General features: G+C 62.8%; 20 protein-coding genes and 1 tRNA gene. 16 read left to right on the forward strand and 5 right to left on the reverse strand.

The window, feature by feature from the left end:
• Positions 1–28: 28 nt before the first annotated feature.
• From E5221_RS17615 to E5221_RS17630, 4 genes are read left to right on the forward strand one after another with little or no spacing between them, the layout of a single operon-like run.
• Positions 29–802, forward strand: a complete 774-nt coding sequence (locus tag E5221_RS17615; RefSeq protein WP_247846091.1) for a site-specific DNA-methyltransferase — start codon at positions 29–31, stop codon at positions 800–802.
• A 56-nt stretch (positions 803–858) separates the two neighbouring features.
• Positions 859–1410, forward strand: coding sequence for a hypothetical protein (locus tag E5221_RS17620; RefSeq protein WP_247846093.1), 552 nt, complete (start codon positions 859–861; stop codon positions 1408–1410).
• A 39-nt stretch (positions 1411–1449) separates the two neighbouring features.
• A complete protein-coding gene (locus tag E5221_RS17625; RefSeq protein ID WP_247846094.1) occupies positions 1450–1686 on the forward strand; it encodes a DUF4224 domain-containing protein in 237 nt (78 codons plus the stop codon).
• A gap of 3 nt (positions 1687–1689) precedes the next feature.
• Positions 1690–2754, forward strand: coding sequence for an integrase (locus E5221_RS17630; protein ID WP_247846095.1), 1065 nt, complete (start codon positions 1690–1692; stop codon positions 2752–2754).
• Positions 2755–2856: 102 nt separating this feature from the next.
• Here E5221_RS17630 and E5221_RS17635 read toward each other — a convergent pair.
• Positions 2857–2930: transfer RNA gene (locus E5221_RS17635), tRNA-Cys, on the reverse strand.
• Positions 2931–3084: 154 nt separating this feature from the next.
• The gene (gene sohB / locus E5221_RS17640; RefSeq protein ID WP_023662815.1) at positions 3085–4104 is read right to left on the reverse strand and encodes a protease SohB; all 1020 of its coding nucleotides are present in this window, start codon (positions 4102–4104) and stop codon (positions 3085–3087) included.
• A 197-nt stretch (positions 4105–4301) separates the two neighbouring features.
• Between sohB and E5221_RS17645 the strand changes: the two genes are divergently transcribed.
• The 4 genes from E5221_RS17645 to E5221_RS17660 all read left to right on the forward strand — a co-directional run bounded on the left by E5221_RS17645 (position 4302) and on the right by E5221_RS17660 (position 7504).
• Positions 4302–5012 (forward strand): histidine phosphatase family protein, encoded by a 711-nt coding sequence (locus E5221_RS17645; protein WP_247846096.1) that lies wholly within the window; start codon positions 4302–4304, stop codon positions 5010–5012.
• A gap of 56 nt (positions 5013–5068) precedes the next feature.
• Positions 5069–5386, forward strand: coding sequence for an SCP2 sterol-binding domain-containing protein (locus E5221_RS17650; protein ID WP_003257405.1), 318 nt, complete (start codon positions 5069–5071; stop codon positions 5384–5386).
• 246 nt (positions 5387–5632) lie between these two features.
• Complete coding sequence (locus E5221_RS17655) at positions 5633–6700, forward strand: phosphotransferase family protein (protein ID WP_061551182.1); 1068 nt, start codon at positions 5633–5635, stop codon at positions 6698–6700.
• A 36-nt stretch (positions 6701–6736) separates the two neighbouring features.
• Positions 6737–7504: an SDR family oxidoreductase gene (locus tag E5221_RS17660; protein ID WP_061551181.1), complete on the forward strand. Its 768-nt coding sequence runs from the start codon at positions 6737–6739 to the stop codon at positions 7502–7504.
• On the opposite strand, the gene E5221_RS17665 is transcribed toward E5221_RS17660, so the two are convergent.
• Both E5221_RS17665 and E5221_RS17670 read right to left on the reverse strand, forming a co-directional pair.
• The gene (locus tag E5221_RS17665; RefSeq protein ID WP_247846097.1) at positions 7505–8326 is read right to left on the reverse strand and encodes a class I SAM-dependent methyltransferase; all 822 of its coding nucleotides are present in this window, start codon (positions 8324–8326) and stop codon (positions 7505–7507) included.
• Between the two features lie 215 nt (positions 8327–8541).
• Entirely contained in the window at positions 8542–8892 is a 351-nt protein-coding gene (locus E5221_RS17670; RefSeq protein ID WP_015270907.1) for a hypothetical protein, read from the reverse strand.
• 114 nt (positions 8893–9006) lie between these two features.
• Between E5221_RS17670 and E5221_RS17675 the strand changes: the two genes are divergently transcribed.
• The 5 genes from E5221_RS17675 (at position 9007) to E5221_RS17695 (ending at position 13607) form a co-directional block, all read left to right on the forward strand.
• A complete protein-coding gene (locus E5221_RS17675; protein WP_003257402.1) occupies positions 9007–9297 on the forward strand; it encodes an RcnB family protein in 291 nt (96 codons plus the stop codon).
• A gap of 129 nt (positions 9298–9426) precedes the next feature.
• On the forward strand, positions 9427–9618 hold the full coding sequence (locus E5221_RS17680; RefSeq protein ID WP_247846099.1) for a hypothetical protein: 192 nt from the start codon (positions 9427–9429) through the stop codon (positions 9616–9618).
• Positions 9619–9692: 74 nt separating this feature from the next.
• On the forward strand, positions 9693–10076 hold the full coding sequence (locus E5221_RS17685; RefSeq protein WP_013973215.1) for a glycine zipper domain-containing protein: 384 nt from the start codon (positions 9693–9695) through the stop codon (positions 10074–10076).
• 139 nt (positions 10077–10215) lie between these two features.
• Positions 10216–12045, forward strand: a complete 1830-nt coding sequence (locus E5221_RS17690) for an SLC13 family permease (protein ID WP_039614496.1) — start codon at positions 10216–10218, stop codon at positions 12043–12045.
• 137 nt (positions 12046–12182) lie between these two features.
• Positions 12183–13607, forward strand: coding sequence for a GGDEF domain-containing protein (locus E5221_RS17695; RefSeq protein ID WP_247847751.1), 1425 nt, complete (start codon positions 12183–12185; stop codon positions 13605–13607).
• Position 13608: 1 nt separating this feature from the next.
• On the opposite strand, the gene E5221_RS17700 is transcribed toward E5221_RS17695, so the two are convergent.
• Positions 13609–14370, reverse strand: a complete 762-nt coding sequence (locus tag E5221_RS17700) for a TSUP family transporter (protein WP_247846100.1) — start codon at positions 14368–14370, stop codon at positions 13609–13611.
• Positions 14371–14468: 98 nt separating this feature from the next.
• Between E5221_RS17700 and E5221_RS17705 the strand changes: the two genes are divergently transcribed.
• The 3 genes from E5221_RS17705 (at position 14469) to E5221_RS17715 (ending at position 17107) form a co-directional block, all read left to right on the forward strand.
• Complete coding sequence (locus E5221_RS17705; RefSeq protein WP_247846102.1) at positions 14469–15374, forward strand: LysR family transcriptional regulator; 906 nt, start codon at positions 14469–14471, stop codon at positions 15372–15374.
• A gap of 833 nt (positions 15375–16207) precedes the next feature.
• Entirely contained in the window at positions 16208–16786 is a 579-nt protein-coding gene (locus tag E5221_RS17710) for a cysteine hydrolase family protein (RefSeq protein WP_182329394.1), read from the forward strand.
• A 120-nt stretch (positions 16787–16906) separates the two neighbouring features.
• On the forward strand, positions 16907–17107 hold the full coding sequence (locus E5221_RS17715; RefSeq protein WP_013973221.1) for a hypothetical protein: 201 nt from the start codon (positions 16907–16909) through the stop codon (positions 17105–17107).
• The last annotated feature ends 130 nt before the right edge of the window (positions 17108–17237 follow it).

Consider the following 17237-nt stretch of genomic DNA (forward strand, 5'->3'; position numbering starts at 1 on the left):
ATGGCCTACCTGATCTGCAGGGGCCGCGATGAGCGAAGTCAGCCTGTACCACGGCGAATGCCTGGAGGTGATGAAGTCGATCCCAGATGCCAGCGTTGACCTGGTCCTGGCTGACTTACCCTACGGCACCACGCAGTGCGCCTGGGATGTGGTGATCCCCTTCGTCCCGCTCTGGGAGCAGTACTTGAGAATCGCCAAGCCTGAGGCGGCCATCGTCCTCTGCGCAGCCCAGCCTTTCAGCTCGCTGGTGGTCGCCAGTAACCCCCGCGACTATCGCTACGAGTGGATCTGGGAGAAAGGCAACGCCACCGGCTTCCTCAACGCCAAGAAGCAGCCGCTGCGGGCACACGAAAGCGCCCAGGTCTTCTACAGGCGCCAGCCGGTGTACAACCCGCAGATGACCACCGGGCACGAGCGGCGCACGGCAAAGCGGAAGACGGTCAATTCGGAGTGCTACGGCAAAGCCTTGTCACTCACCGAGTACGACTCGACGGACCGGTACCCGCGCTCGGTGCAGTTCTTCTCGAGCGACAAGCAGACTGCCAACTTCCACCCGACGCAGAAGCCAGTCAGCTGGATGCGATTTCTGATCGCCACCTACACCAACCCTGGCCAGGTGGTGCTCGATAACGCGATGGGCAGCGGCACGACCGGCGTTGCCTGTATCCAGCAGGGTCGGCGATTCATCGGCATCGAGCAGGACGAGGCGCACTTCGGTATCGCTCAGCAGCGCATTGCCGATGCCATAACCATTCGCGACACCCCGGCAGCGCAGATCGAGCTGTTCGAAGCGCGAGCCTAACCCATCCCCCTACTACTCAAGCCCGCCGACATGCGCGGGCATGGAGAGCTATTGCCATGATCATCGACGATGTGATGACCGACAAGATCACGCTCCACGGCCTGGGCTTCATTCAGGTGCAGCTGCAGGGCGACCAGCGCCTACACGTGTGGCACCCAGAACTGCCCCGCCGCAGCTGCTTCGAGCACTCGGCGATCCACGACCACCGCTTCAGCTTCGTATCCCGTGTGCTTGTCGGCAAACAGATCAACCATCGATACGAGCCTGTGCGGCACGCCGAGGGCGAGTTCGTGTTGTACCTGCATGAAGGCAAGCGCCAGCAGGGCGGCGGCCGACCTTGGACGCCAGATTGCCGGGCCGACATGGTTCACCAAGGCACTGATCTGATTTACGCGGGCGGTGAGTACCGGACAGGCGCGTATGACTACCACCGCACCGAGCCAGGCGGAGACAGCCGAGTCGCCACCATCATGCAGAAGCGCGACGAATACCCGCACGGCGCCCACTCCACCTGCCGCTACGGCGTGCAGCCGGACACCTACTTCGACCGTTACCAATGGCCCGCCGCCCGACTCTGGGAAGTCGTGCGCGATGTGCTGCTGGCCTGACCACCAACCTGGCGCCACCGGCGGCGTGGAGACCATCCCATGGAACATGCAAGCGAGTTTCTCGACGAGGAAGAGGTGATCCGCATCACCGGCTACCAGATCCCGAGCAAACAAATCGCCTGGCTGGCCAACAACGGCTGGCAGTACACGCTTACCCGGGCCAAGCGGCCCATTGTGGGGCGGGTATACGCCCGCCTGAAAATGGCTGGTGTGAAGCCAAATGCGACGAATGCAACAACTGAAACCTGGACTTTGGATTTATCGCGCGTGGGGTAACGGATGCGCAACAGGAAGGCATCGAACAAGGACCTGCCGCCGCGGATGTTGCGGCGGGTCCGCAAGTTGAAAAGCGGCAAGTTGTGGGTTGGGTACTACTACGACGGGAGGGATGCAGGCGGGAAGCGGCAGGAAGTGCCGCTGGGGACTGACCTCGCAGAGGCCAAGTTGGAATGGGCGCGCCTGGAGCATAAGGCGAAGCCGAAAGTGATGGCGACGATGGGCGAGCTGTTTGACCGGTACGAGCGGGACATCATCCCGGGCAAGTCGCCACGCACGCAGAAGGACAACAAGTACGAGCTGGAGCGCCTGCGCAAGGCGTTCGCTGACGCGCCCATCGAGGCCATCAGCCCGCCGGTAATTGCCCAGTACCGGGACGCCCGCAGCGCAAAAACCTGGGCAAACCGGGAGATCGCCCTGCTCTCGCACGTTTTTACCATGGCCATGGAATGGGGGTTTGCCGAGCGCAACCCATGCCTGGCGGTTCGCCGCAACAAAGAGAAGGTGCGCGACTTCTACGCGGCTGACGAAATCTGGGATGCGGTGTATGCCGAAGGCGATCAGGGCCTGAAGGATGCCATGGACCTAGCCTACCTGGCCGGCCAGCGCCCTGCGGACACCCTGAAGTTCAGCACCGTCGACCTGGACGAGGACTACCTGTGGGTCGACCAGAACAAGACCGACAAGAAGTTGCGCATCCGGCGGCACGTCAACGGCGAACTGACCGGCCTTGGCCTGTTCATCGAGGCGCTACTGGAGCGGCGAAAGCTGCAGGGTGTACGCAACTCACGCCTCATCACCAACGACTCAGGCCTGCGTATGAGCTGGGAGATGCTGAGGAACCGCTTCAGCGAAGCGCGGGACAGGGCTGCCCGCAAGCTGACTGCTGATGGCAACACAGACCTGGCCATCAAAGTTCGCCAGTTCCAGTTCCGTGATATCCGACCGAAGGCGGCGTCGGAGATTGAGGACATCAGCCACGCCAGCCGGCTGCTTGGGCACTCCAAGGAGGAAATCACCAAGCGGGTTTATCGCCGTGTCGGCGAGGTGGTCAGCCCGACCAAATAAAGGGCTGATGCGGAAACGATGCCAAATGATGCGGAAACGATCCGGTTTTTCTGCGCACAAAGAAAAACCCCGCAGACGTTAATCTGCGGGGTTTTCGAATGGTGGAGGCCGAGGTCGGAATCGAACCGGCGTAGACGGATTTGCAATCCGGAGCATAACCACTTTGCTACTCGGCCTCAAAGGTCGGATCTAGCAGCTTGCGCTTCGCTATCTCCTTGAAACGCTGAACCTTTTTCAAAGTTTGCTGCGTTTCGATGGGCGCCATTATGTCTTCATTCCTTTAACCTTGCAACCCCCTGAACGAAAAAAAATTTCAACGGGTTCAAGGTGTTAGCGCAGGCGGCCGAGTTTACTCCACAAGCCCACCACTGTGTTCTCCACGGTGCCACTGGCAGCCATGCCGATTCGCTCCTGCAGGCTCTTGCGTTCGGCGTAGTGCAGGTGGAACAGGTTGGCGTTGCGCGCGCGTTCGCTGAGGTACTCGTCGCTGGTCTGCAACTCGTCCACCAGCTTGCGGTTGAGTGCCGCGACGCCCAGCCAGACTTCGCCGGTGGCCACTTCGTCGATGTGCAGCTGCGGGCGATAGCGGGCAACGAAGTCCTTGAACAGCTGGTGGGTGATGTCCAGGTCTTCCTGGAACTTCTCCCGGCCTTTCTCGGTGTTCTCGCCGAACACGGTCAGGGTGCGCTTGTATTCACCGGCGGTCAGCACTTCGAAATCGATGTCGTGCTTCTTCAGCAGGCGGTTGACGTTGGGCAGCTGCGCCACCACGCCGATGGAACCCAATACGGCGAACGGTGCGCTGACGATCTTCTCGCCGATACAGGCCATCATGTAGCCGCCGCTGGCGGCCACCTTGTCGATGCACACGGTCAACGGGATGCCGGCTTGGCGAATGCGCGCCAGCTGCGATGCGGCCAGGCCGTAGCTGTGCACCAGGCCACCACCGCTTTCAAGGCGTAGCACCACCTCGTCGCGCGGGGTGGCGAGGGTGAGCAGCGCGGTGATTTCGTTGCGCAGGCTTTCGGTGGCAGAAGCTTTGATGTCGCCATCGAAATCCAGCACGAAGACCCGGCCCTTTTCCTCGGCCTTGCCCTTCTTCTGCCGCTTTTCCGCCTTGGCCTGCTGCTTGCGCAGGGCCTTGAGCTGGGCCTTGTCCAGCAGGCCGGATTCCAGGCGCTCGCGCAGGTCCTTGTAGAACTCGTTCAGGCGGGTGACCTGCAATTGCCCACCCGATTTGCGCCGCCCCTTGCCGCGCAGCCCGGCGATGGCCGACAGCACTATCAGGATGGCGATGACCAGGGTGGCGGTTTTGGCGAGAAAGCTTGCGTATTCAGCAAGAAACTCCACGTTGACTCCTTAAAGACTTGCGCCACTACGGCGCGTAACTGTAGCAAGCATACCGTTGCGCCTGAGGTGCTGCCAGCCATGGCAAACGCTGGCAACACCTTTCAAACAACCTTTTCAAACGCTTGTATGTTTTTTCGTTGACAGCCCGTGTGCCGCATCCTAACCTCGCAGCAACCTCCAACAGGCCGGAACCTTTCGTGGGCAACCTCTACCTGATCCGACATGGCCAAGCCTCCTTCGGCGCCGATGACTACGATGTCCTCTCGCCCGTGGGTGTGCGCCAGAGCCAGGCCCTGGGTGAGCACCTGGCACAGCTCGGTGTAAGGCTGGACCGCTGCGTGGCAGGCGACCTGCGCCGCCAGCAGGATACCGCGCGCCTGGCCCTGGATGCATTGCACGCCAATGGCTGCCCGGTGCCGGCTGTTGAGACCGATGCAGCATTCAATGAGTTCGATGCCGATGGTGTGATCCGCGCCTTGTTGCCCGGGCTGCTGCCTCAGGAGCCCGACGCCCTGCACGTCCTGCGCAATGGCGCGCAGCACCGCAGCGAGTTCCAGCGCCTGTTCGCACTGATGGTGCAGCGTTGGCACGATGGCGAACATGCCGACGATGGCCTGGAGACCTGGCAGGCGTTCACCGCCCGCGTGCAAGGCGGCCTGCAGCGCGTACTGGATGCCGCCGGTAGCGGCGACAATATCGCCATCTTCACCTCGGGCGGTACCATTGCCGCCCTGCTCCACCTGGTTACCTGTATTACCCCCGGACAGGCGTTCGCGCTGAACTGGCAGATCATCAACACGTCGCTCAGCCAGCTGAAGTTCCGCGGCCGCGACGTGGCACTGGCTTCCTTCAACAGCCAGGCCCATGTGCAGCTGTTGAGGGCGCCGGAGCTTGTCACCTATCGATGAGCCCGGCTTGTTGTGTCCCTGCGGGGACGTGTAAATCACTCTATAAGGAATGCGCCATGACCTCCGTAGCTGATGCCGTCAAAAAGATGCAAGAGAAGTTCAACCCATCCGCTGCCGCCGGCCTGGACCTGGTGTTCGGCTTCAACATCACCGACGAAGACAAGCACTACGCGCTGATCGTCAAGGACGGCACCTGCGACCTGCAGGAAGGCGAAAACCCGGATGCCAACTGCACCCTGGTGATGGATAGCGAAACCCTGAAGGGTATCGTCAGCGGCGAAACCGACGGCATGCAGGCATTCATGGGCGGCAAGCTGCGCGTTGAAGGCGACATGATGCTGTCGATGAAGCTCAGCGAGCTGTTCCCGTCCTGAGGGCTGGAAATAGCGGATGATCGAAAAACCGAAGCCTGACCGGCTTCGGTTTTTTTTTGCCCGTGCCCAACAGCCCGCACAAGGCCGCCTGGCTTGTGGGCACTTCCACAAAAACAAGTGAGCGCTATCAAGGCAGTTGATCAAACAGCAACACCCTCACCTATATGGCATCTGGCACGCTTGTCCCATCCTCGGCGGACCATTAGATTAGCCAATAGTCCTTGCGATCGAGAATAAGGAAAACGCATGACGCTCACCGACCAGTCCACCCAGGTACGCCCCGGCGAAGAACTCGACGCGGCTGTCATCGCCCCTTACCTCAAGGCAAACATCCCCGGCCTGGATGGCCTGCCGAGCATCAGCCAGTTCCCTGGCGGCGCCTCCAACCTCACGTATCTGCTCAGCTACCCGGGCCGCGACTTCGTGCTGCGCCGCCCACCGTTCGGGCAGAAGGCCAAGTCGGCCCACGACATGGGCCGCGAGTTTCGCATCCTCAACCAGCTGAACAGCGGCTTCCCCTACTGCCCCAAGGCCTATGTGCACTGCACCGACAGCAGCCTGATCGGCGGAGAGTTCTATGTGATGGAGCGGGTCAAGGGCGTTATCCTGCGCTCGGACATCCCGGCCGAGCTGGGCCTCGACGCCAACCGCACCGAGGCCCTGTGCAAGAGCTTCATCGACCGCCTGGTGGAACTGCACCAGGTGGACTACAACGCCTGCGGCCTGGCCGACCTGGGCAAACCGGAAGGCTATGTGCAGCGCCAGATCGAGGGCTGGACCAGCCGCTATGAAAAGGCCCTGACCCCCGACGCCCCGCGCTGGGAACAGGTGACTGCCTGGCTGCACGAGAAAATGCCCGCCGACCACCCGAGGCCCGGCATCGTGCACAACGACTACCGTTTCGACAACGTGATCCTCGATGCCGACAACCCTATGCGCATCATCGGCGTGCTGGACTGGGAAATGGCCACCTTGGGCGACCCGCTGATGGACCTGGGCAACAGCCTGGCCTACTGGATCGAGGCCGACGACCCGGCGCCGGTGCAGCTGATGCGTCGCCAGCCGAGCAACGCGCCGGGCATGCTCACCCGCCGCCAGTTCGTCGATTACTACGCCGAGCGCGCCGGCATCCGCCTGGACAACTTCGATTACTACTATTGCTATGGCCTGTTCCGCCTGGCCGGCATCGTCCAGCAGATTTACTACCGCTATTACCACGGCCAGACCCAGGACAAGCGCTTTGCCCAGTTCATCCACATGAACCGCTTGCTGGAGCAGATGACCTTGCAGGTCATCGCCAAGTCCAGCCTCTGAGCCCCGACCTAGACGACGGATAACAAGGAAAACAGCATGTCCAAGACCCACCTGTTCGACCTCGACGGCAAGATTGCCTTCGTTTCCGGCGCCAGCCGTGGCATCGGCGAGGCCATCGCCCACCTGTTGGCCCAGCAAGGTGCCCATGTGATCGTGTCCAGCCGCAAGCTCGACGGTTGCCAGCAGGTGGCTGACGCCATCATCGCCGCCGGTGGCAAGGCAACGGCGGTGGCCTGCCACATCGGTGAACTGGAGCAGATCCAGCAGGTGTTTGCCGGCATCCGCGAACAATTCGGGCGGCTGGACATCCTGATCAACAATGCGGCGACCAACCCGCAGTTCTGCAACGTGCTGGATACCGACCCGGGTGCTTTCCAGAAGACCGTGGACGTGAACATCCGGGGCTACTTCTTCATGTCGGTCGAGGCCGGCAAGCTGATGCGCGAGCAAGGTGGCGGCAGCATCATCAACGTGGCGTCGATCAACGGGGTTTCACCCGGCCTGTTCCAGGGCATCTATTCAGTGACCAAGGCGGCGGTCATCAACATGACCAAGGTGTTCGCCAAGGAGTGCGCGCAGTTCGGGATCCGCTGCAACGCCCTGCTACCAGGCCTGACCGACACCAAGTTCGCCTCGGCACTGGTGAAGAACGACGCCATCCTCAATGCCGCGCTGCAGCAGATCCCGCTCAAGCGCGTGGCCGACCCCAAGGAAATGGCCGGCGCCGTGTTGTACCTGGCCAGCGATGCCTCCAGCTACACCACCGGTACCGCGCTCAATGTCGACGGTGGTTACCTGTCCTGATCAGGCTTTTACTGCAACCAGGGTGTAGCTCAGGGGCAGGCGTGCGGGCTGCTCGCGCAGGCGATATTCACCGTCGTCGCCCTTGACCATCTGCCCCGGCAGCGCCTCCCAGGGGATGCTCTGGTGCTCGACCAGGGCGGTCAGCTGCAGACCGTGGGCCAGCAAGGCGCTGATCACCTCGCCCAGGCCGTGGTTCCACTCGTGGGTTTCGGTGTGGGAAAGGCGCTGCTCGGTTTCGACGTAGGTTTGGTCGTTGTGCCACACCGTCGGCTCTTCGTGTTCGAAATACGGGTATTCGAGTTGCAGGCGGTCCTGGTGGTCCTCGTTGACTGCCATCAGCATCGGGTGCCCGTCGCGCAGGAACAACCGCCCACCCGGCTTCAGCAGGGCCGCGACAGTACGCGCCCACGGCTCGATGCGAGGCAGCCAGCAGAACGCGCCGATGCCGGTGTAGACCAAGTCGAACGTGCCGGCCGGCAACACCTTGTCGGCGGCGTAGACGTCGGACTCGACATACCCGATGGGTGCCGCACAGCGCTGGGCCAACGCACGCGCCTCGGCCAGCGAAGCCGCGGAATAGTCCAGGCCACAGACCTTGGCACCAAGGCGCGCCAGCGAGAGGGTATCGGTACCGATGTGGCACTGCAGGTGGACGACGTTGAGCCCGTCGATATTGCCAAGCAATGGCAGGTCGAAGCGTACGGTTTCGGAAAGGTGTTCGGGATGCTGGACGAGCCGTTCGACTTCGTAGTCGTTGGAAGCAGCGTGCAGCGGGGCACGTTCATCCCAGCTGGCGCGGTTGAGTTGCAGTGAGCGGTCCATGGTGTCTTCCTTGATTCGTGGGGGCTCATGCTAGCCTCCACCAATCTCCCTGCGACAGGACAGCCTTGCTAAAAATTGTAAAGCTGGTGCGGTCACTGTGGGAGCGGGCGTGCCCGCGAAGAAACAACGCGGTGGCTGGCACCGGCTACGCCGGTGTTCGCGGGCGCGCCCGCTCCCACCCGACCACACAGAGCCCCTGCCAAGTCAGCCAGCCGTTACAGGCAGGTCGCCGCCGCCGCCCGGCGCTGCAGGGCCACACCGTCGTTCTTCTGCGCGTAGTAATCCACCCGCGCCCCACCCACCTGCGGGTACACGTCCACGAACGCCTCGGCCTCACGGGTATACACGGTGAAGCCACCTTGCTTGCGTGGTTCCAGATAACCACTGGCGTCGTCGCCGAATACCTTCTCTTCCTGCCAGCTGAACTGGATGCACTGGGCCACCAGTTCCGGCGCCTTGTGCGAGTCGAGCTGCGCGGTCGGCTTGCCGCCTCGGGCCGTTTCCATGGTCGCAGAAGCACAACCGACCAGCATCAACGCCGCGGCCATCGGCAGAATCGCACGCATGTTCCATCCTCAGGATAAAAAAGAAGGCGACTCTAGCACTGGCAAGCATCGCGAGTGAATTGTCGCGCTCAGGTGGCTGTCGCAGATAAGGCATTCCTTCACAAGGAGATAACCATGAAACTACACCACCTGCTGTTCGCCGTCCTTGCCAGCCTGCCCCTGGCTGCCACCGCAGCCCCCTCCAGCGAAGAAAGCGTCACCGCACCAGAAACCCACAACCGCGAGCTCAAGGTCGGCGACAAGGCACCCGACCAGTACAAACGCGATGACCAGGCTATCAAGGACTGGAAAGCCAAGGGCCTGCCAGCACCGGAAAAGGAAAGCCACTGGGTAGACATGGGTGGGCGCTACGTGCTGGTGCAGATCACCAACGGTGTGGTGCTGGCGATCCAGTCAGCCCGCTGATTCAACACTCTTCACTCCCGCCGCTCTCGCTGGCACGACAATTTTTTGCCTGCCAGCGAAACCAAATGGATCCTTTCCAGTCTCAGGAGGTGTGCCGTAAACCTTTGCGGATCAAGGACCTATATCGTGATGACCCGTCTTGCAAGCCTTTCGCTGATTGCTGTTGTCCTGCTGACTGCCGGGTGCCATAGCCATCGCTACCATGACGGCGACGATGGCTGGCGTGACCGTGACCGTGACCATCGCCACCACCATCGGCATGACCGCGACGACGATGATGACGACTATCGTCGATATCGTGGTGACCGCTACTACCGCTGAAACGTCTTTTTCAACCCTGGCCCGTCGCCCATTGCGCGGCACCTTAACCTGATGATTCCTTTGAGGTTCGTATCATGCGTCTGACTCTGCCTTCCCTTGCCCTCGGCCTGCTGCTGTGCCAGGGCGCTTTCGCCGGTGACGGTACCGCCGCCATTGGCGGTGGCCTGGGTGGTGTTCTGGGTAACGTTGTCGGTCAACAGATCGGCGGCAAAACGGGGGCGGCCATCGGCGCCGGCCTCGGCGGCGCAGCCGGCAGTGCGGTAGGTGCACGCAAGGGCAACCGTACCGAAGCCGCGATTGGCGGTGGCCTGGGCTCGGCGGGCGGTTCGCTGCTGGGCGGCGCGGTGGGCGGCAAGACCGGCTCCACCGTGGGTGCCGGCCTGGGTGGTGCGGCCGGTGGTGCCATCGGCAACCACCTGGGCGACAACAACGGCAAGCACCACCGTCACCGTCACTGATTCCAGTGACAAAGGGGCCGCAATGCGGCCCCCTTTTGTTTTGCAAACCCTGCAGTACATCAACACCCCCTTCAGCACAATCCGGCACACTGGCTGCTACTGTCTATCGTGCCCCCGTGTGAAGGAACACCCCCTCCCCATGAACCAAGAGCTGCTATGGGTCCTTGGCCTGCTGGCCATCGTCATCACCCTGTTCGTCATCAACCGCCCACGCATGGACGTGGTCGCGCTACTGGTGATCCTTGCCCTGCCGCTGTCGGGCATCCTCACCGTGGAGCAGGCGCTGGCCGGTTTCAGTGACCCCAACGTGGTGTTGATCGCCGCCTTGTTCGTGATCGGTGAAGGCCTGGTGCGCACCGGCATTGCCTACCGTATCGGCGAATGGATGAGCGAGCGGGCCGGCAACAGCGAGGCGCGCCTGCTGGTGTTGCTTATGGTAGCCGTGGCGGGGCTGGGTTCGATGATGAGCTCCACCGGCGTGGTGGCCATTTTCATTCCGGTGGTGCTGAGCATCGCTGCACGCCTGCAGCTTTCGCCCGCCCGCCTGATGATGCCGCTGGCTTTCGCCGGCCTGATCAGCGGCATGCTCAGCCTGGTGGCCACACCGCCCAACGTGGTGGTACATAGCGAACTGGTACGCCATGGCGAAGCGGGCTTCAGCTTCTTCAGCTTCACCCCGTTCGGCCTGGTGGTGCTGGTGCTGGGCATCGGCTACATGCTGCTGACCCGGCACTGGCTGAATGGCGAAGTGCGCAAGGACGGCCGCGTGGAAAGCCGCCGCACCCTGCTGGACCTGGTGCTGGATTACAAGCTCAATGGCCGTGAACGGCGCCTGCGCATCCGCCCCCATTCACCGCTGATCGGTCATACCCTGGGCGAGCTGGAGCTGCGCACCCGACATGGCGCCAACGTGATCGGCATCGAGCGCCAGCACAAGTTCACCACGCGGGTGATCGCCGCCGACTCCAGCACCGTGCTGCACCAGGGCGATGTGCTGCTGCTCGACCTGTTCGCCAACCGCGACGACCTGCGCAGCCTGTGCCAGACCATGCAGCTGGAGCCGCTGCACTTCAAGGCCGCCTACTTCATCGACCAGTCCCAGGAGCTGGGCATGGCCGAGGTATTGCTGCCACCGGGTTCGAAACTGCTCGGCAAGAGCATCCTCGAACTGGCCTTCCGCACGCGCTTCGACCTCAACGTTGTCGGCTTGCGCCGCGAGCAGGTGGCGATCGAAGAACAGCTGGTGGAAGAAAAGCTGCGCCTGGGCGACACCCTGCTGGTAGTCGGCCCGTGGAAAGCCGTGCGCCAGTTGCAAAGCAAGCCCAAGGACTTCCTGGTACTGAGCCTGCCCGCGGAAATCGACCTGGTCGCGCCCGCCCGCACCCGCGCACCACAGGCGTTGCTGAGCCTGGCGGTGATGGTCGGGCTGATGGTCAGCGGCGCGGTCCCCAATGTCATTGCCGCGCTGATCGGCTGCCTGCTGATGGGCGCAGGCCGCTGCATCGACATGAACAGCGCCTACCGGGCCATCCACTGGCAAAGCCTGGTGCTGATCGTCGGTATGCTGCCCTTTGCCCAGGCGCTGCAGAAAACCGGCGGCATCGACCTGGCAGTGGGCGGCCTGGTCAGCGTGCTGGGCGGTGCCGGCCCCAGTGCCATCCTTGCCTGCCTGTTCGCGGTCACGGCGGTGATCGGCCTGTTCATCTCCAACACGGCCACTGCGGTACTGATGGCCCCCGTGGCCGTCAGCACCGCCACGCAGCTGGGCATGTCGCCCTACCCTTTTGCCATGACCGTGGCGCTGGCTGCCTCGGCGGCCTTCATGACGCCGGTGTCATCGCCGGTGAACACCCTGGTACTTGGCCCGGGGCAATACCGCTTCGCCGACTTCGTCAAAGTTGGCGTGCCGTTCACCATACTGGTGATGCTGGTGACCGTGTTGATGGTGCCGTGGTTCTTTGGGCTGTAGGGCTTGGCTACGAATGAAGGCGATTTGGCATTATCTCGACCGATCGCGGCAGATTGACATCAAGTCCCCTGACGAAACACACTTATGCGCAATTGCCCCAGGTGGTTCAAGCCGTTGTCCTGGATTTCGTTTCCGCCTTGCCGGTCGAGCCCATGGTTTTTCCAGCCCAATCGCGCTTGTTGCACTACGTCGTTCTACTCGGCCTGACCTTCGCCCTGACGCTGGGCGGCATCCTGGCCCGCCCGATCGAATCCCTGTCGCTGTTCTGGCCGGTCAATGTGGTCCTGGCTGGGGTGCTACTGCGCTACCCCCGCCAAGCCACGCTGACGGGCTTTACCCTGGTCTGGCTGGCCATGGTCGGCGCCGACCTGCTGTGCGGCAGCGCCTGGGTGCCTGCCCTGTGGTTCAACCTGTGCAACCTGGGCGTGGTGGTCACACTCTGGCTGATGCTCTCGCGCTTGCCACGCCTGCACCGACGGATGCGTACTCCCCACGGCGTCCTCAGCGTGTTCGGCGCCAGTGCCGCCGGGGCAATAGTGGCTGCCAGCATGGCGGCGGCAGTGGCCGCGCCGTGGTTCGAACAGTCGTTGCGCGCTACCTGGCTGGCCTGGTTCAGTGAACAGTTCTCGACCAGCGTGCTGGTGCTGCCAGTGCTGCTGACAGCCCCTTCGGCACGAGCGCTGGTGCGCGGTGGCGCCCAGGCCATCCGCCTGGCGCCGTTGCTGGTGCTGCTGGCCTCGCTGGCGTTCAGCATTGCCTTCGGCGGCCCCGGGGCCATTGCCTTCCCGATTGCCGCGCTGCTGTGGTGCGCCTGGACTTACTCACCGTTCCTGGTTTCTCTGCTGACACTCACCGCTGGCAGCACGCTGATCGTGGCGGTGGCGCAAAACCTCATGCATTTCAGCGTGCCGCAAAGCGAGCCCGGAGTGACCACACTGATGTCGGCGCGCCTGGGCATCGCCATGCTGGTGCTCGGGCCGCTGGTGGTGGCCTGCGTCAGCCAGGCCAACCGCAGCCTGATGGCCCGCCTGGCGCATCAGGCCAGCATCGACCACCTCACAGGTGTGCTCACCCGCAGCGCCTTCACCCGCCGCGCCAACGCGCTGCTGGAAAGCCGCCAGCAACACGCCCAGGCGCTGCCGCTGACCCTGATGATGCTAGACATCGACCACTTCAAGTCGATCAATGATGTCCATGGCCATGCGGTCGGTGACCAGGTGCTGCGCCAGTTCGCCAGCACCCTGCAGGACCAGTTGCACGATGGTGAACTGTTCGCTCGCCTGGGCGGCGAGGAATTTGTCGTGGTCCTACCGGGCCTCGCGCCAGATCGGGCCAAGTTCACTGCCGAGCGCCTGCGCCGTGCGGTGCAGGACCTGCATGTGATGCAGGCCGGCCAGTCCCTGCAGATTACCGTCAGTATCGGCCTGGCCGGTTGTGCCGCCGACATGCCGGCCCCCTCCCTTGATGAACTGCTGGCACGCGCCGACCAGGCGCTGTACCGCGCCAAGGCCCATGGCCGCAATCGCGTCGAACAGGCCGAGCCACAACGCCAGGCGATGTGAACTAGCCACCCAGCAGGTCCCACGTCAACTTGGCGATCAGCACGCACAAGAGCACCAGGAACAACCCACGCACAAAGCCCGCGCCCTTGCGCACCGCCAGCCAGGTACCGGTCAGCGCGCCGAGGATGTTGCACACCGCCATGGGCAAGGCGATGGCGTACAGCACATTGCCTGATGGCACGAAGAACACCAGCGCCGCCAGGTTGGTGGCGATGTTCACCACCTTGGCCGACGCCGAGGCGTGCAGGAAGTCCAAGGCGAAGAAGCGGATGAACAGGAAGATCAGGAAGCTGCCGGTACCCGGCCCGAACAGGCCATCGTAAAAGCCGATCGCACCACCGATCAGTACCGCCAGGCACTGCTCCTTGCGGCCGATCCTTGTGGGTTTGTGCAGCGTGCCGAAGTCCTTCTTGCAGAAGGTGTAGATGGCCATCAGCACGATCAGCACCAGCACCGCCGGGCGCATCACGCTGGGCGGCACCAGCGACACCGTGGCGGCACCGGCGAACGACATTACGAACGCACTGAGCGCTGCCGGCACGATCAATCCCCAGTCCAGCGTCACCCTGCGGAAGAACGAACGCGCAGCGAAGGCCGTGCCACACACCGACGCCAGCTTGTTGCTACCGAGCAGTGCCGCCGGTTGCGCGGTGGGCAGCACGTTGAACAAGGCCGGAATCTGGATCAGCCCACCGCCACCCACGGCGGCGTCGATCAGCCCAGCGGCGAAGGCGAACACGGAAAGCACAGCGATATCCATCATGACGCGGTTCCAGGCAGTTAAGACGCCTGCAAGGCTAATCAAAGTGCCGCGCTTGTGTTGAAATGCCATATTGCGAAAACTGCAACGAGGAGCAGGCAATGGCGTTGGACATGCTGCGGGAAATACAGGCGTTCGTCAGCGTGGCGCACAAGCGCAGCTTCGTCGCCGCCGCCCGCGCCCTGGGGCGCTCACCCAGCGCGGTTACCCGCGCGGTGCAAACCCTGGAAGACAACGCCGGGAGCAAACTGCTCAACCGCAACGCCAATGCCGTGACCCTGACCGAAGCCGGCGAGCGCCTGCTGCCACACGCCGAACGCTTGCTGGATGTGCAACGTGATGCCGCCGACGAACTGGCCGCGCTCAGCGGCAGTGCACAAGGCTGGATCCGCTTCGCCGTGCCGCAGGTACTGGGTGAACATGTACTGCCCCAGGTGCTTGCCGAGTTTTCCCGCTGCCACCCCCGGGTAACCCTGGATGTGCAGTACAGCGACGGGGCCCTGGACCCGCTGCAAGGCAAGTTCGATTTCGTGGTGCGCGGTGCCTTCCCGCAGTCGAGCGAGCTGATCGGCTACCCACTGTGGGATTACCAGCGCCACCTGTATGCAAGCCCTGAATACCTGGCCCTGGCCGGCACGCCACAACAACCCGAGGACCTCGAAGGCCACGCGCTGATCCTGCACACCGCCCCGCGCATCCTCAAGGCCTGGCACTTCTGCCGCGACGGCCAGATTACCAGCCTGCGCCCCAGGCCCAGGCTGCGCCTGGACTCAGGTGACGCGGTGTACCACAGCACCTTGGCCGGCGCCGGTATCGCCCGCCTGGCCGCCTGGGTCGGCGAAGCACAGGTCAAGGCCGGGCGGCTGGTGCGGGTATGCCCGCAGTACCGCCTGACCTCCAGCAACGGCCAGGACCCGCAGATGCATGCCGTGTACCCCGCCGGCGAGCTGCCGGCGCGGGTACGCGACCTGCTGGCAGCCCTGCGCCGCACCGGCCTGGCCTACTGAAACAACGCCCTGAAACGGCTGTTCAATTTCTGCTCAATTTAACAGAGCCCGCCGCGGGCCTGGCTTGCAGCACTTTATCCACAGACCTACCCACGTTTTTTGTGGACAGTTTTCCCAGTGCAAAGAATGACTTATCGTACAAATCGGTAGGGTGAATCGGCCAACAACGAAGAGGAATGAGCCCGCCCGAAGGAGAGGCAGGCCGCGAGGGATAACGGTGGTGAACGTCAGCTTGGCGGAATGGTGCCAAGAATACCGATCAGAATGGTCAGCAGCAGAAAACCACCCAGGAATAGTGCGAGCTTGCCCATTGGAACCTCTACAAGTGTGATGCGGGAATGGGCATATTGTCGGGCTTGGGCTGATACCGTTACAGATTCAGGTTTATGGAAAAAAAGCGGATCAGATGTGAGACACCGGTGCTTTTGTGGGAGCGGCCTTGCGTCGCGAAAGGGCCGCAGGGCGGCCCCGGCACTCTTGAGGGATGCAAATCTGGGGCCGCTGCGGCCCCTTTCGCGACACAAGGCGCCGCTCCCATAGAACTGCACATAACTCATTGAATTAGCAGGGGCCCTGTGGGAGCGGCTTCAGCCGCGAACACCGGCGCAGCCGGTGCCATGCACCGCGTTGGATTCTGCGCGGCTAAAGCCGCTCCCACCGGGTACGCGGATTGCTTGCAATTTCAGTTATCTACGCGACAGCGCAGCCCAAAGGGCTGGGCCATCTCCCACAAGAGCAGCGCATCTGGCACTTACGCGTGACAGCAATTTTTGCAGTCATCCACGCTGTGCTAGGGTCAAGCGCTCGAACCTGCCCAGGAGTGCCATCCCTTCATGACCGCTTTCGCGACCAACGCTGCCTTGTTGTTGATCGACCTACAGATTGGCATCCACCACCCGCGCCTGGGCCGGCGCAACAACCCTGAGGCCGAACTGCGTATAGGCGATCTGCTGGCTGCGTGGCGTCGGTCAGGACGCCGGGTGATCCATGTGCGCCACCTGTCCCGCTCGGTAGACTCGGTGTTCTGGCCGGGCCAGTCCGGTTGCGAATTCCAGCCCGCATTTACCCCACTGGCCAGCGAAACCGTGTTCGACAAACATGTGCCCGATGCCTTCGCCAACTCCGGCCTGGAGCGCTGGCTGCATGCGCGCAGCATCAACGCACTGGTCATCGCCGGGGTAATTACCAACAACTCCGTGGAATCCACCGCACGCTCGGCGGGCAATCTCGGTTTCGATGTGGTGGTGGTGGAAGATGCCTGCTTCACCTTTGACCAGCACGACCTGCAAGGCCGGCTTTGGCCGGCGGAGGATGTACATGCGCTGTCGTTGAGCAACCTGGCTCTGGATTACGCGCGCATCCTGCGCACGGAGCAGGTTCTGATTGCTGACTCGCTTCAGGTCAACCGCTGAAGCTTCTGCGCAGGCAACCAGCCAACTCGTCATTGCCATGGCGGCGACACCAGACCCAGCCATTGAGCGGGCGCACCATCTGCACCTGCTCTTGGCGAAGCGGATGGGCGCAGATGCCCGATGTCTACCCGCCACTCGACCACCACCCTGCCACACCGTTTCAGCCGTACACTGCTCGCCTGTACCCTGCTGCCACCTGGCCTGCTGACGGCGGACATCACCACGGCTGCAGCACAGCAGCCCCAGCCAGCCGCTACAGCGGCGGATGACTTCGACCCGCTTAACAACTTGCCGCAGGAAGCGCCTCAGACATTCACCTAGGCGGTGATGGATGCGGACCACCTGTAGCGCGCGGGGCGGCAATTGCTACATAAGGTTTCGAAAAGCACTGCAGCCTCTGGATCAATCCGCCTTGAGGGCCTGCATTGCCAAACACCTATCATCGCCACCT

It is taken from the genome of Pseudomonas sp. A2 (assembly GCF_023100865.1).
GTDB classification, from domain to species: domain Bacteria; phylum Pseudomonadota; class Gammaproteobacteria; order Pseudomonadales; family Pseudomonadaceae; genus Aquipseudomonas; species Aquipseudomonas asiatica.

Excerpts from the sequence above, each read along its gene's own strand:
- E5221_RS17670 (WP_015270907.1), bottom strand. The coding sequence starts at position 8,892 with ATGCGTGCGATTCTGCCGATGGCCGCGGCGTTGATGCTGGTCGGTTGT.
- E5221_RS17685 (WP_013973215.1), top strand. The coding sequence starts at position 9,693 with ATGCGTCTGACTCTGCCTTCCCTTGCCCTCGGCCTGCTGCTGTGCCAG.
- E5221_RS17710 (WP_182329394.1), top strand. The coding sequence starts at position 16,208 with ATGACCGCTTTCGCGACCAACGCTGCCTTGTTGTTGATCGACCTACAG.
- E5221_RS17625 (WP_247846094.1), top strand. The coding sequence starts at position 1,450 with ATGGAACATGCAAGCGAGTTTCTCGACGAGGAAGAGGTGATCCGCATC.
- E5221_RS17680 (WP_247846099.1), top strand. The coding sequence starts at position 9,427 with ATGACCCGTCTTGCAAGCCTTTCGCTGATTGCTGTTGTCCTGCTGACT.
- E5221_RS17715 (WP_013973221.1), top strand. The coding sequence starts at position 16,907 with ATGTCTACCCGCCACTCGACCACCACCCTGCCACACCGTTTCAGCCGT.
- E5221_RS17675 (WP_003257402.1), top strand. The coding sequence starts at position 9,007 with ATGAAACTACACCACCTGCTGTTCGCCGTCCTTGCCAGCCTGCCCCTG.
- E5221_RS17615 (WP_247846091.1), top strand. The coding sequence starts at position 29 with ATGAGCGAAGTCAGCCTGTACCACGGCGAATGCCTGGAGGTGATGAAG.
- E5221_RS17700 (WP_247846100.1), bottom strand. The coding sequence starts at position 14,370 with ATGATGGATATCGCTGTGCTTTCCGTGTTCGCCTTCGCCGCTGGGCTG.
- E5221_RS17655 (WP_061551182.1), top strand. The coding sequence starts at position 5,633 with ATGACGCTCACCGACCAGTCCACCCAGGTACGCCCCGGCGAAGAACTC.
- E5221_RS17665 (WP_247846097.1), bottom strand. The coding sequence starts at position 8,326 with ATGGACCGCTCACTGCAACTCAACCGCGCCAGCTGGGATGAACGTGCC.
- E5221_RS17690 (WP_039614496.1), top strand. The coding sequence starts at position 10,216 with ATGAACCAAGAGCTGCTATGGGTCCTTGGCCTGCTGGCCATCGTCATC.
- E5221_RS17620 (WP_247846093.1), top strand. The coding sequence starts at position 859 with ATGATCATCGACGATGTGATGACCGACAAGATCACGCTCCACGGCCTG.
- E5221_RS17660 (WP_061551181.1), top strand. The coding sequence starts at position 6,737 with ATGTCCAAGACCCACCTGTTCGACCTCGACGGCAAGATTGCCTTCGTT.
- E5221_RS17705 (WP_247846102.1), top strand. The coding sequence starts at position 14,469 with ATGGCGTTGGACATGCTGCGGGAAATACAGGCGTTCGTCAGCGTGGCG.
- E5221_RS17650 (WP_003257405.1), top strand. The coding sequence starts at position 5,069 with ATGACCTCCGTAGCTGATGCCGTCAAAAAGATGCAAGAGAAGTTCAAC.
- E5221_RS17630 (WP_247846095.1), top strand. The coding sequence starts at position 1,690 with ATGCGCAACAGGAAGGCATCGAACAAGGACCTGCCGCCGCGGATGTTG.